General features: G+C 64.7%; 12 protein-coding genes and 1 pseudogene. 7 read left to right on the forward strand and 6 right to left on the reverse strand.

The window, feature by feature from the left end:
- Positions 1–734: 734 nt before the first annotated feature.
- Positions 735–944 (forward strand): hypothetical protein, encoded by a 210-nt coding sequence (locus CDN38_RS00005; RefSeq protein ID WP_099318711.1) that lies wholly within the window; start codon positions 735–737, stop codon positions 942–944.
- Here the strand turns inward: CDN38_RS00005 and CDN38_RS00010 are convergent.
- Both CDN38_RS00010 and CDN38_RS00015 read right to left on the reverse strand, forming a co-directional pair.
- Positions 931–1,353, reverse strand: coding sequence for a Zn-ribbon domain-containing OB-fold protein (locus tag CDN38_RS00010; protein ID WP_075510411.1), 423 nt, complete (start codon positions 1,351–1,353; stop codon positions 931–933). The genes CDN38_RS00005 and CDN38_RS00010 overlap by 14 nt on opposite strands.
- Positions 1,350–2,513, reverse strand: a complete 1,164-nt coding sequence (locus CDN38_RS00015; protein ID WP_075510420.1) for a thiolase family protein — start codon at positions 2,511–2,513, stop codon at positions 1,350–1,352. Before CDN38_RS00015 ends, CDN38_RS00010 begins: the two co-directional genes overlap by 4 nt.
- Positions 2,514–2,565: 52 nt before the next feature.
- Here CDN38_RS00015 and CDN38_RS00020 point away from each other — a divergent pair, with 52 nt between their 5' ends.
- Positions 2,566–3,435: an NYN domain-containing protein gene (locus tag CDN38_RS00020; protein ID WP_075510419.1), complete on the forward strand. Its 870-nt coding sequence runs from the start codon at positions 2,566–2,568 to the stop codon at positions 3,433–3,435.
- 52 nt (positions 3,436–3,487) lie between these two features.
- Here the strand turns inward: CDN38_RS00020 and CDN38_RS00025 are convergent, their stop codons facing one another.
- A complete protein-coding gene (locus tag CDN38_RS00025; RefSeq protein WP_075510410.1) occupies positions 3,488–4,150 on the reverse strand; it encodes a hypothetical protein in 663 nt (220 codons plus the stop codon).
- 683 nt (positions 4,151–4,833) lie between these two features.
- On the opposite strand from CDN38_RS00025, the gene CDN38_RS00035 reads away from it, so the two are divergent.
- Positions 4,834–5,238: a DUF732 domain-containing protein gene (locus CDN38_RS00035; protein WP_233027135.1), complete on the forward strand. Its 405-nt coding sequence runs from the start codon at positions 4,834–4,836 to the stop codon at positions 5,236–5,238.
- Positions 5,239–5,560: 322 nt separating this feature from the next.
- Positions 5,561–7,063, forward strand: a complete 1,503-nt coding sequence (locus CDN38_RS00040; RefSeq protein WP_099318712.1) for an HNH endonuclease signature motif containing protein — start codon at positions 5,561–5,563, stop codon at positions 7,061–7,063.
- Positions 7,064–7,107: 44 nt separating this feature from the next.
- Here CDN38_RS00040 and CDN38_RS00045 read toward each other — a convergent pair whose 3' ends face one another.
- Both CDN38_RS00045 and CDN38_RS00050 read right to left on the reverse strand, forming a co-directional pair.
- Positions 7,108–7,905 carry an SDR family NAD(P)-dependent oxidoreductase gene (locus CDN38_RS00045; protein WP_099318713.1) on the reverse strand — a complete coding sequence of 266 codons (798 nt, stop codon included), beginning with the start codon at positions 7,903–7,905 and terminating at the stop codon, positions 7,108–7,110.
- Between the two features lie 27 nt (positions 7,906–7,932).
- Positions 7,933–8,751 carry a class I SAM-dependent methyltransferase gene (locus CDN38_RS00050; RefSeq protein WP_075510405.1) on the reverse strand — a complete coding sequence of 273 codons (819 nt, stop codon included), beginning with the start codon at positions 8,749–8,751 and terminating at the stop codon, positions 7,933–7,935.
- 121 nt (positions 8,752–8,872) lie between these two features.
- Between CDN38_RS00050 and CDN38_RS00055 the strand changes: the two genes are divergently transcribed.
- The gene (locus tag CDN38_RS00055; protein WP_075510404.1) at positions 8,873–9,655 is read left to right on the forward strand and encodes an SDR family oxidoreductase; all 783 of its coding nucleotides are present in this window, start codon (positions 8,873–8,875) and stop codon (positions 9,653–9,655) included.
- Between the two features lie 432 nt (positions 9,656–10,087).
- Here CDN38_RS00055 and CDN38_RS31620 read toward each other — a convergent pair.
- Positions 10,088–10,666: pseudogene (locus CDN38_RS31620) on the reverse strand (PE family protein); the annotation flags it as partial.
- Between the two features lie 167 nt (positions 10,667–10,833).
- Here CDN38_RS31620 and istA point away from each other — a divergent pair.
- Together istA and CDN38_RS00080 are read left to right on the forward strand one after the other, a co-directional pair.
- The gene (gene istA / locus CDN38_RS00065) at positions 10,834–12,792 is read left to right on the forward strand and encodes an IS21 family transposase (RefSeq protein ID WP_438502276.1); all 1,959 of its coding nucleotides are present in this window, start codon (positions 10,834–10,836) and stop codon (positions 12,790–12,792) included.
- A 337-nt stretch (positions 12,793–13,129) separates the two neighbouring features.
- A complete protein-coding gene (locus tag CDN38_RS00080; protein WP_075510403.1) occupies positions 13,130–13,546 on the forward strand; it encodes a CBS domain-containing protein in 417 nt (138 codons plus the stop codon).

A 13,546-nucleotide genomic window follows, 5' to 3' on the forward strand; every position in this document is an offset into this window, starting at 1 on the left:
ACCTGAGCTAGGAAGCACTCACGACGACACAGGCCCTGCCCAACAGCCCAACCGGTCAACCAGCGTCCCCGCAATGGCCGTAAAACACCACCCTCCTAGAACGCCGTCGAGCTGTTGGACGCGACAGTGAATAGCGCACCATCAGTCACAGAAGCGACTCACGGCATGGACGTCCATCCGCGGATCGAGACTACGGGCACGCAATCGGCACGGGAATGAAGCTGCCGGTAGGCCAGCACAACCCCGGCGGAAGTGGCGGCGGAGGTTGGTACCCCGAGCCGGGGGGCTTCGGTGGCGGGTCGTCCCCGTCCCAAATCATGTTGGACACATTGCCCATTCCTGGCCACAGGTAGTAGTAGGTGTGACACACCGACATATCCCAACCGCGAAATGGGTCGGTCACGTGATTACCGGTCGCCGGCAGGGGGTTCCCCTGGGCACCACTGCTTTGGTGGACCCCAACCGTTGTCGTCGGTGGGAACGGGCCGGGATGGAGCGGAACAGGACCGGCCTGGCCCTGGGCGATCCCAGCGGCCCAGACTCAGGCCGGCTACCGCGAGGCCACCCGACAGCAACGCCCCGCCGATGATCCTCCTCAAATTGTGGGAGGCGTTCACCTCGATAGTTCACGCAATTCGGTGCTGAGGTGTGTCGTGGACGTGAAAGGTGCACTGCCTCAACGATAATCGACGTTTGCTGGCGTTGGAGAATCGATCGAGGAGTGCACCTATCAGATGCGGGCTACTACGGATTGGTTCATCGACGCGGCGATCGCCGCGATCCCGGCGAAGTGGCGGCGCAACCTGTTGATCACCATCGACGGGGCGGGCTCGAGCCACGCCGTGGTCGAGCACCCGCGCAAACTGAACGCCCGCCCGGGCTGGTCGGTGGCCTACTCGGTGGCGTTCGACAGCTGTGGTCGACACTGGTCTAAGACGGCGTGAAATATGGGAGCGTCAAATCAGAGCCAATCTCGTGGAATCGCAACCGCACCCGCATGCCGATGGCCAGATCCGCCGGTGCTACGCCGACGATGTTAGTCAGCATTTGGTAGCCCTCGTCCAGCGTGACGATCGCCGGCGCATATGGCAGCTCGAACTCGGGTGTCACCGGCCGGTAAACCACTGTCCAGCTGTATATTTCGCCGATCCCGGCACTGGGCGTCCAGGTGAGATTCCCGGACAGACACTGCCGGCAGTGCTCGGCCGGCGGGAAATTGGTGGCGCCGCACGCCTGACAGCGTTGATAGCGCAGCTCGCCTGCCCGGCATCCGTCCCAAAAAGCAGCGCTGAGCGCGGTGCTCACGTGCGGTACGGGACCGGTTTGCGGCCGCAACACCTCGCCCGAACTCATCGCGGTTCGTCACCGAGGATCAGCACCGTGGTGAACAGTGCGCCCGCTCCCCCATTGCTGCACAACGCGATACGCGCGTTCGGAACCTGAAATGCGCCCGCCTCACCGCGCAGCTGCTGAACCGCCCGGATCGCGCGCTGCATCATTTGCGGATTATTTCCGGCATGACTGAACGACATCGTTCCGCCGTCGGTGGTGACCGGGTGGCTGCCGCCGATGGCGATGTGACCGTCGGCGACGAACGGTCCGCCTTCGCCCTCGGCGCAGAAGCCGAACGCCTCCAGCTGACGGATGATCTCGAACGAGAACGGATCATAGAGTTCCAGCACATCCACCTCGTCACGACGCAGCCCGGAATGCGCGAACGCACGATCGGCCGCACGGCTGCCCACCAGACCATTGACCTGACCACCGCGCCGCCCCGCGAGGTCCCATGCGGGTGGGTGCTGATACGACGGGCCGTAATGATCTGCGCCGCTGCCCAACACGTAGATCGGCTGTCTGGCGACCTGCACCTTGTCCAGGTTCGCCACTACCAGGGCACAGCCTCCCTCGGAGGTGGTGGCGCAATCGAGCAGGTGAAAGGGCTCGGCTATGGCCCGTGATGCGGTGATGTCGTCAGGGGTGAACGGTCCGCGTTGGTAGTACACCGCCTCCGGGTTCCGCGAGCCGTTGTTGCGGATGGTGGCGGCAACGATGGACAGCTGTTCGCGCGTCGTGCCATAGACGTGCATGTGACGACGAGCGATGAGAGCGAACTCGGCGGCCGTGAACATCCCCCACGGCGCCACGAACTCGTTCTCCGGCCGGGTCCACGGCGCCGTGGCCTCATGATCGCGATACTCGCCGGCCTGGGCGGCGACGAGAACCACCACGTCGGCCATGCCATGCTCGATCGCGGTGACGGCCTCGGTGATCATGCCGATCCCGGCGGTCAGTCCCTGCCAGGCCGGCCCGAGGCGCAGGTCGTAGATCAGTGTGGTGGACAGCGCGCCGGCACTGATCCCGTCCACGTCTTCGAGGTCGAGGCCGGCGTCATCGAGGGCGCCCCGAATGGCCTTGACCGCCAGGCTACGAGAGGTTTCACCGTCGAGGCGGCGGCCCTGGCGGGTGTTGTGCACGCCGACGACGGCTGCGGTGCTGCGCTTGGTCGCGGTCACTGTCACTCCGTTCTGCCGCCATGTGGGTGTGGCACACGGCACGATGACGATCATGACCGATTCCAGCGCGACCCGAGTGGCCGTCTACTTCGACTTCGACAACATCGTGATCTCGCGCTACGACCAAGTGCACGGACGCGGCACCTTCCAAAAGGAGAAGGCCAAGGGTCTGGACCCGGAGCGGCTGCGGGCGGCGACCGTCGACCTGGGCGCAATCATGGACTTCGCCTCGTCGTTCGGCACCCTGGTGCTCACCCGCGCGTACGCGGATTGGTCGGCCGAGGTGAACGCCCGCTACCACGGCCAGCTGGTCGGACGCGCGGTCGATCTCGTGCAGCTGTTCCCGGCGGCCGCGTACGGCAAGAACGGAGCCGACATCCGTCTGGCCGTCGATGCCGTCGAGGATATGTTCCGGCTGCCCGACTTGACCCATGTGGTGATCGTCGGCGGTGACTCCGACTACATCGCACTAGCGCAACGCTGTAAGCGGCTGGGCCGGTATGTCGTCGGCATCGGCGTGGCCGGTGCCAGCAGTCAGTCGCTGGCCGCAGCCTGCGACGAGTTCGTCACCTATGACACGCTGCCCGGGATATCCACCACGGTCGTAGCGGCGCAGCCCAAGAAACGAGGACGGCACGCCAGCACCGCGGAGGCGGACGAGGAGCCTACTCCACCCGACCCGCAGGCCGCCGCCACCAGACTTCTCGAACGCGCGCTGCGGATCGGCCAGGAGAAGGACGACGCGGACTGGCAGCACAACTCGATGGTCAAGGCCCAGATGAAGCGGATGGACCCGTCGTTCAGCGAGAAATCCCTGGGCTTCAAGTCGTTCAGCGACTTTCTGCGTTCCCGTAGTGACGTGGTCGATCTTGACGAGAGCAGCACCACGCGGATGGTGCGCCTGCACAGCGACGCGGGTTGATCGCCGAGCAGTAGCTCCGCGCAGGACACGCCGCAGCGGATTCAGACCGTGGTTACCCGTCGATTTCGCCCGCGATTCCGCGCTCGATGCTGGCCCGGGTGCTGCCCGGCAACATGATGAGGCCGTCGAGTTCGGTACGCGCCAAACCATATGCCCGCTGTCGCTCCTGCTGCGTCGCGGAAGTGTCGGCCGCCACCCGCAACAGGCTCTGGGCACGCGCCAGCCGCTGCCGTTCGTCTCGGGAGAAGTCGCTTCTGCCTTTGCGAATGGCCTCTGTCTCCGCCGCATTGAAGGCGGTCACATAGTTTTCGACAGCCTCGAGGTACTGTCGCGCACCCTCCCGGTCGTCAAGAAGATCTTCCGCACGAACCGGCCGATGGAAGTCGGCCGCCAGTTTGGCTTTGTGAAAGGCCGTCGTCAGCGGATCTCGCATGTCGGTCATGGCCGGGAAGTCGAGGAGCTTGGCGGCATCGAGCTCGTACTGAAGCCAGCGAGCATCGGTGTGGTCGTGTGCATCGATCGCGCGACGTATTGCTCGCCAACGCGATGCTTGATTGCCGGTTTCACCAGAGTCGGCCGCCGCAGGATCAGCGGGATCGCTCAACGCCTCCCGTTGCCTCTTCAGGGACGAGAGCGCCCGGATGCCGGCATAGATCACGCCGATGACCGGAGCGGCCAGCACCAACAATTCGAGCAGCCGAAACAGCAGTCCCACCAGGCAAGGATGCCATCATCGGGCATACCGGGGCGCCTGCTGGACAGTCTGGACCCGAGATGCGGTGCAGCGCTTGCGCTTCGCCAAGCACCCAATGAGTTACCGGGAGCTGGCGTGATCGAAATCGACGAGATCCTACGGCTACGGTTACTGGCCAGGACGACCGCCACTGGCCTGGGCGACAGTTGTGGCGGCGGCGGCGCGGGCGGAAGCTCGCCCAGGGGGTCTGTCTTGATCAGTGCCATGCGTACCGTCCCTTGGGCATTAGTGCCCGGCCGGCCTCGCCCGAATCGGGCCGCCGCGAGATGCCGTTGGCCGCTGATTCCCGCCCCGTCGCCGGTGTAGTGGTCATCTTCAACGTCGGCGACAGCGTCAATGGGCTGATTTCCGAGGAATCCCCGTTTGCCTGCCAGCACTGGCCCGGTGAATCGGCTCATACACCGCAGGATGACCGCGAGCCGATCGGAGCCACATCGTCACCGGCACCGGTGCAGGACCGCGAGGCGGTGCCTATCAAAATCAGGCGGTGATTACCGCATACTCAGCGGGTGTTGCCAGCTTGTGCATGGCCGTCGTCATAGACGACGCCGCACCGTTATGTTTTGATTTAGTCATGCGACTGTATAGCCGTCGTGTACGTCGCCAATCACCTTATTCATTAGGGCCAGGATGCGCTGGTGTCGATGGATCCGATCTCCATCCGGCGACCCGTAACGGAATGGAATCCCGCCGTGTCCACAACAGGAACTCTAGTTAGTGCTTCGGCGGTGGTGATCGCTGCAATTGTCTGTGGTGGTGTGGCAGGCGCAGACCCAAATCAGGACCAGCAGTTTCTGGCGCTGCTCGCTGAATTGGAAATCCCCGCCGTCGACAACGTGCCGGTATTAATAGCCCGAGCCCATCAAATTTGTAAGGAACTCGATCACGGCACGTCGTTCCAGAGGACAGTGAACGAGAATACCGACATGATTTATGCGGACGATCCGTCCTTACAGCGAGTTTCTGATCGCGTCAATAGAACCGCGGTCAGGTTCAGCACCGCATCAGTGGTCGTCTACTGCCCGTCCCACCGCGGCGAGCTCCCGTAATGGCCTCGATGACGATGCCCAATGCTGCGCCTCTCGTAGCACGGTCACCGAATTGGTCTAGCCGTGCGTCGTGAATCATCTTGGGACGCGTAGGGAACCGCTGCTATCGTGCCGAAGCTTCACCGAGGCCGCTGCGCTCAACGCCGCAGAGTGAAACTGTTCGCCAGTGTCATCGACGATGGCAACTCCTTCGGCTCGGTGCTGCACCGCCGATCCACGGGCTGCCCGACTCAGCTGGCGGGCGGCCGAGAGCCTTGCGGGTTATCCACAGCCTGACGGTGGACACGCGGTATTGTCCGCCCGCTATGGCATAATCGAACTTATGTTCGAGAACCGCCGCGGTGAGATCGCTGAGATGGATGAGTGGTTTGAGCGCCGTCATCCATCCAAGACGCTCGAGTCGGCGGGGTTGGTTGATCGGATGTGTGCGGCGGGGCGGACAGAGAATCGGGCCGCTGCCGCACAGCTGAGCGCGATCGGTGACCTGTTTGCCTATCGGCTTTCCCGGTGTTCAGAGACCGATGACTGGGCCATCGACACGATGGAGGCGGTGACCGCCGAAGTTGGGGCGGCGTTGCGGATCAGCCAGGGGTTAGCGGCCAGCCGGCTGCGCTATGCCCGGGTGATGCGTGAGCGGCTGCCGCAGGTCGCCGAGGTGTTCAAGGCCGGCGACATCGACTATCGGGCGTTTCAAACGATGGCCTATCGCACCGAGCTGATCGAGGATCCCCAGGTGCTGGCCGCCGTTGATGCCCAGCTGGCGGCGCTGGTGCCGCGCTGCCCCTCGCTCAGCCGGGGCCGGCTGGGCGCACTGGTCGACAAGATCGTGGCCAACGCCGACGCCGATGCGGTGCGGCGCCGCAAAGAACAGCAGACCGAGCGCCAGATCCGCATCGACGAAGGCATCGGCGGCATCTCCCAGATCGAGGGCACCCTGTTCACCCCCGATGCCCACGCGCTGGACGAGCGGCTAACCGCGCTGGCGACCACGGTATGTGCCCATGATCCGCGCACCCGTGCCCAGCGCCGCGCCGATGCGTTGGGGGCCTTGGCCGCCGGGGCCGATCGGCTGGGGTGTGGCTGCGGGCGAACTGACTGCGCTGCCGGAAAACGGCCGGCCGCCTCCCCGGTGATAGTCCATGTGATCGCCGAGCAGGTCAGCCTCGACGGCCGGGCGGAGACGCCGGCGTCCCAAGTCTGCGCCGACGGGTTCATCGGCCCCGAACTGGTGGCCGAGTTAGCCGCCTCGGCCAAACTGATACCGCTGACCCACCCCGCCGACACCGGCCCGGAGCCAGGGTATGTGCCGTCGAAGGCGTTGGCTGATTTCGTGCGCTGCCGCGATCTGACGTGTCGCTGGCCCGGCTGTGATCGCCCGGCCTTCGAATGTGACCTCGACCACACCATCCCCTACGCCGCCGGCGGGCCCACCCATGCGTCAAACCTCAAGTGCTACTGCAGAACTCACCATTTGATCAAGACCTTTTGGGGCTGGAAGGACCAACAACTGCCCGACGGCACCCTGATCCTGACCTCTCCGACCGGGCACACCTATGTCACCACCCCCGGCAGTGCACTGCTGTTTCCCCGCCTGTGCGCACCCACCACCGATCTCCCCACCCACCAAACCCAAACATCTGACCCGTATGCCGGGCGCACTGCGATGATGCCCAGACGCCGCCGCACTCGCGCGCAAGACCGCGCCCAACGCATCGCCACCGAACGCCGCCGCAACCACCACGCCCGCACCACCCCACAAACCGAACACACCAATCAAACCGGACCCGCCCCACCCGACACCAACGACGAACCACCCCCGTTCTGATACCGCACGGCCTCGATGTAAGCGAGGTCGCTACCGCCGTGCCGTTACCGCTTGTCGGTCTGACCTGCCGCGATCTCGTCCGCCGCCTTGGCGACGATCCCCCCGGCCAGCCGGGACGACATCTCGGGAGCGTTCGCCGCGAACCGGGCCAGCGCCCGCTGACGCAGCGGAGCCACGGTGACCTCGGCGCGATTTCGCTCGATGGCGGTGACTACCGCCACACCGACCTGTTCGGGCGTGCCGGTGCCGATCAGCGGCGGCATGGCGGCCCCCGAATCGGCGAACATCCCGGCGCCGCCGATTGCCCCCGGGCTGACCACCGAGACACCCACCCCGGCCGGCCGCAGATCGTCGCGCAGGCACAGCGCGAAGCCCCGGATGCCGAATTTCGTTGCCGCATAGAGCGAGGCGCGCGGTGTGGCGGCCTTGCCGGAGATCGATGAGAGGAAGACGAAATGCCCAGACCTTCGATTGGTGAACACCGGAATCAGTTCGCGCGTCAGTTGTACCGGCACCTCAAGGTTGACCCGCAGCGCACGGTTCACCTGCTCGGCGGTGAAGCTTTCGAGTTTTCCGGAGGCCGGCAGCGCGGCATTGGCGACCAGGACGTCGATCTCCCCTGCTTCGGCGAGCAAGGCAACCGCGGCGCCGGAGTCAGACAGGTCGCTGACGATCGTCCGATGGTCGAGTCCACTCAACGAAGCCGCGAGCTTGTCCAGCTCCGCCGGTTTGCGGGAGCTCAGTATCAGTCGTGCGCCGCGGTCGGCGAGCGCCGCGGCGATCGCTCGTCCGAGGCCGCCGGTGGCGCCGGTGAGCAGGACAGTCTTGCCGGTTAGTTCCATTCGCTCGACGCTAGTCGATCCGGCAGCTCAGTATTCGAAGCGGCTCAGCACGTCATAGTCGCCGAACGTCGCATGCAGCAGCCGGTACATCAACCGCACCGGCGTCGCCTCGATCTTCTGATAACTGGCCAGTGCGGAGGTCTGTTCGCGGAAACGCAGCCTCGGGTTCCACTGTTCAATGTCTCGGACATCGCCGATGCCCCACTTGACGATGCCTTTGGTGAATATCTTCGACAGCCGGGGACCCATCGGCGAGATGGTGTCGAAAAGCATTTCACCGTGCTCGAATCGGTCGGTCAGACGCGCGAGCAGCTGCCGGACGTCGCCTTCGGCAAGGTACATCAGCAGCCCTTCGGCGGCGACCAGCGTGGGGCGTCCGGTCGGAATCCGCTGTAGCCAGCCGGGATCGGTCACCGACGAGCCGATCATGCGGTAGTTGTCCATTTCGTCGTACAGCCGGCGGCGCAAGTCGATGACGCTCGGCTGGTCGAGATCGAACCACAGCGCCGACGCGGGTACCGCAAGACGATATGCTCGGCTGTCCAGCCCGCAACCGAGGTGCAGTACAACCGCATCGGGGTGCCGTCGAAGGAAATCAGCGCACCAGTCGTCGAGCTGCTTGGCGCGCAGCACCACCAGATACTGATTGGTGGCGGGCAGCGAGGTGCGATGTATCCGCTTGAAGTCGTAGTCGATCCGATCCACCGCTTCGGCGGCCGCCCGATCACCCAGAATGGGTTTGCGGGAACGACTTTCACACGCACGCAAATACAGGGTCACCAAGTTCGTCCATTCCACCGAGCCCCAACCGACGGAACTGAAGTCGACTTTGGGAGGTGCCACAATTGCCCATCAATCTCCAGATCTCACCGGCCCAGCGTGCGGACGGTCCCGAGCGTACCGAAGCGGGCTGCTCACTCGGCGAGGGCCATGGTCTTCGCGGATGGCATCGTGGAAGTATCGAGGAATGCCAAACCGACTGACCGGCAAAGTCGCTCTTGTCAGCGGGGGCGCCCGGGGAATGGGGGCCTCGCACGTGCGGGCGCTGGTGGCCGAGGGCGCCAAAGTGGTCTTCGGCGACATCCTCGACGAGGAGGGCAACGCCGTGGCCGCCGAGATCGGAGACGCGGCCTACTACGTCCACCTCGACGTCACCGATCCCGATCAATGGGAGGCAGCGGTTGAGGCGGCGCTGAGCAGGTTCGGCGGGCTCGACATTCTGGTGAACAACGCCGGCATCCTCAACATCGGAACCATCGAGGACTACGCACTGTCGGAATGGCGGCGGATTCTCGACGTCAACCTCACCGGCGTGTTCCTGGGCATCCGCGCGGTCGTCAAGCCCATGAAAGCTGCCGGCCGCGGGTCCATCATCAATGTCTCCTCCATCGAAGGGCTGGCCGGCACCATGGCCTCCCACGGCTATACCGCGACCAAGTTCGGGGTGCGAGGCTTGACCAAGTCGACGGCGGTCGAACTCGGAGTCAACGGAATCCGGGTGAACTCCATTCATCCCGGACTCGTCAAGACACCAATGACGCAGTGGGTGCCCGAGGACCTGTTCCAGACCGCGCTCGGCCGCGCCGCCGAACCGCAGGAGGTGTCCAACCTCGTCGTGTACCTGGCCAGTGACGAGTCGAGTTATTCCACCGGTTCGGAATTCGTCGTCGACGGCGGCACCGTGGCCGGTCTGGGACACAAAGACTTCTCCGCCATCGACGTTGCCCAGCAACCTGATTGGGTCACGTAGAGCTTCTATCAGGACCGACAAGGTCCAGTCGCGAGCCGCCCGCCGGAGTGCGTCCAGCCCCGAGACGACCGGATGATCTTCCGGGCGAGCGGTGAATCCCACGCCGGCAAGGCAGTGGCGCCCACCGACCAGCGACGCACAGAAAACGCCTGCCCACCACGGGATTCCCCTACATCGGCCCTCTCTCTCCGGTCGCACCAGACTGCCTGGGACACAAGGGAGGATGGCCGTCGCAGACCCGATCTGTTGCGCCCAACAGATCGGTGCCGGTCTCGCCAGCAGGTTCACCGGCCGTCCGCGACGGCAATCACAGTTCCACACGAATCACCGGTGCCGCCGATACCCGATTCCCAACTTCCAGCGAGAAGTTCAGCCGCGCAGTGGATTAGATGCTCCAGGCCGGCCATCGCGTAAACCCCATCTGGTTGGTGATCACCTGGTGTATGAAGGCTGCTGGATCAGCAGCGGCAAGGGACCGGAAGGCGGCTTGGACATTCGCCGGCGCATTGGCTCAACACCGCCGGGAAGTTGGTGACGGCGTTGTGCACTGCTGTGGCGGCCAATTGGCCGTAGCCCACCTGGTTGGCGATGAACTGGTACAGGAAGGGCGCCGGATTGGCAGCTACGGCGCTTCCGAGGCTCTGCAGGTTGGCGACCGTATTCGAGAACAGCGTCTGGTACGGGCCGGCGACCGTGGGCCCCGAAGGTGCGAAGCACAGCCGATGCGTTGCTGATCGTTTCCGAAATGCTTTGCAGCTCAGCCTGAATCGGACCAGACACCAGCGCGGCGGCGGCGCCGCTCCCTAGCGCCCTCGCCGCAGCGGTGTCACCCCCGATCAGCGGCCCGCGCAGCAACGCCTGGGCGGGCGCGTTCACCGCACTCAGCAGACTCCGTGCACCGGCGGCCTCCGCATGGGCATATGCGCCGGCGCCAGCGCTCAATAGGCTCACAAACTCGTCGTGAAAGACTCCAGCCTGAGCGCTGACGGCTTGAAATTCCTGACCGTGTGCGCTGAATGTCGCCCGCCACGGTGATGGGACCGGTTTGAGCTGGGTTTAGCCACGGTCATGGGACCACCCGTTTGCCAGTAATGGGACCACCGGCGTGTCGTGCCGGTGGTTGCTCGATTACTGGATCGGATCGCTTCACATCGATCGATGTGGAGGAGGTCCGCTGGATGTTTCGGGAGGTTTCGGTGATCGAGGTACGTGAGATGTTGCGGGTGTGGATGTTGGGTGCTGGCTTGCGCAGGGTCGGCGCGCTGGCCGGGGTGGACCGCAAGACCGCTCGCCGGTATACCGACGCGGCGGTGGCGGCGGGTTTGGATCGCGGCGGCGACCCTGATCAGCTGACTGATGAGTTGATCGCCGCGGTGGTGGAGGCGGTGCGCCCGGATCGCCCCAATGGGCACGGTGCGGCGTGGGAATTGTTGTGCGCCAACCATGATCGGATCGCCAAGTGGGTCAGTGCGGGTTTGACCGTGGTCAAGATCGGTGACCTTTTGGCGCGGGACGGGGTGCTGGTGCCGCAGCGCACCTTGCACCGTTACTGCGAGCAGCGCACCGAGTATCAAGGCCGGGGTGGCACGGTGCCGGTGGTCGACGGCGAACCCGGTGCGGAGTGTCAGATCGATTTCGCCCGGATGGGGATGCTGTTTGACTCTTCGGCTGGTCGGCGGCGAGTGGTGCACGCGCTGATCTTCACCGCCGTGTATTCGCGGCACATGTTCGTGTGGTTGACGTTTTCCCAAACCCTGGAGGCGATCATCGCCGGGTGTGAGGCCGCCTGGCGGTTCTTCGGCGGCGTCTTTAAGGTGCTAATCCCCGACAATATGACACCGGTTGTGCCCAAGGCGGATTCAGTTAACCCGCAGTTCAGCGTGGGCTGGTTGGAGTACGCCCAGGCCCGTGGGTTTGTCACCGACCCGGCGCGGGTGGCCCACCCGAAAGATAAACCTCGGGTCGAGCGGATGGTGCAGTACGTGCGCGGCAACTTCTTCGCCGGCGAAGAATTCGTGGATCTGGCCGATGCCCAAGCCCGCGCCGAAGCCTGGTGCGCCGATAAGGCCGGCCAGCGTATCCATGGCACCATCTGCGCCCGCCCGGCGGTGGTGTTCGCCGAGTGTGAGGCTGCTCTGTTGTTGCCCGCGCCCACCGCGGTCTATCAGGTGCCGATCTACGCGCAGGCCAAAGTACACCGCGACTACCACGTGCAGGTCGGTAAGGCTTTGTACTCGATACCCGAACACCTTCGCGGACAGACGCTTTCGGTGCGCGCTGACGGTGAGTTGGTGAAAATGTTTCACCGCGGCCAGCTGGTCAAAACACATCCCCGCCAACCGGCCGGGGGCCGCTCCACCGACCCCGCCGATCTGCCCGCCGACAAGAGCGGCTACGCCATGCGCGATCTGGCCCGGCTGATCGCCACGGCCGCCGGGCATGGACCCGATATCGGCATCTACGCCGAACGGCTGCTGGATCACCAGCTGCCCTGGACGCGGATGCGGCAGGTCTATCGGCTACTCGGGCTGGTCAAACGCTACGGCGCCGCGCCGGTGGATACCGCCTGCGGACGCGCCCTGGAGCTCGATGTCATCTCGGTGCCCAAGATCGCGGCCATGCTGGAAAAGGCCACCGAAAACACCCCTGCCGAGCCGCCGCGAGCAGCCTGCGGGCTGGGCCCGGCACGCTTTGCCCGCGACCCGGGCGAATACCGCACCAGCACATCTCGGCCCAAGCCGGACTGGATGAGGATCATCGACGGCGGCGCACTTGACTCTTCCACCCAGGAGGAGGGGCCCAATCCGCTGTCGATCGGCTCACCTCCACAGCCCACGAACTCGTCATCGAAGGCCAGTCCTACCGGCGACGCCAAAAACCCTCAGTTGACACCACCCCCAAGACCCCCGATCATCCCCTGTGAGCCAAACAGGTGGTCCCTAGCTGCTGGCAAACCGGTGGTCCCATCACCCTGGCAAATGACAGCTGAACAACGCCGAGATAGCCGCCGATACCTCGTCAGCGCCTGCGGCCAGGATCCCGGTGGTGGGCGCGGCGGCGGCCGCAGTGGCCTCGTTGATACCCGAGCGCAGACCAACAAGGTCTTGCGCGCAGCTTCAACCAGCTCGGCACCATGAACATCAATGACATTTCGGCCTCCCTCGCCTAGGACCGTCGTGACCGGGCGGTCATCCGGGCAATCCGACGCTAAACCTACTCACGGGTAAGTTTCCGAATTCACAGTACTCGCAGGGTTTGCTACCAAACCACACAGGAAACCTGCCGCGCTGACGCCGGCGTTGACTCGGCATCGATGGAGCCACCGGCACCTGAGGCACCGGACGGTTCTCCTTAAGCCATCCTTAAGCTGCACTGGTTGCTCGGACAAGCTGGCCATCGCATCGGTACCAAGGCCACCTGATTTGAGGACTCAAGTCACTAGAACCAGCGGACGGGGCTGGGTGAGATGGTGGCGTGACTACTCTTCCTTCTGCCGGATCGCTTCCGATTTCCACCGTTGCCGGTGACCCGGTGGCGCGTGTCGTCGCCGACGCCACAGTGGCCGATGTAGCCAACGCGATGGTCGCCGACAACGTCGGGGCAATTGTCATCGGCGACGACGAACGTCCCGCCGCGCTGGTCAGCGAACGCGACATCGTCCGGGTCGTGGCCGCCGGGAAAGACCCGAATGCGGTACGGGCCCTAGACATCGCCAGCACCAAGCTGGTGTGGTGCGACGCCGAGGCGACCGTCGACCAGGTGGCCAACTGGATGATGCAGCGCTACATCCGTCACGTTCTGGTGGAGCAGGACGGTACGCCGGCTGGGATCGTTTCGGCTCGCGACCTGCTCGGCGTCTACTGCGCCGAAGCCGATCTCGACATGGGCTGA

Origin of the sequence: Mycobacterium ostraviense, from assembly GCF_002705925.1 — a bacterium.
GTDB lineage: Bacteria > Actinomycetota > Actinomycetes > Mycobacteriales > Mycobacteriaceae > Mycobacterium > Mycobacterium ostraviense.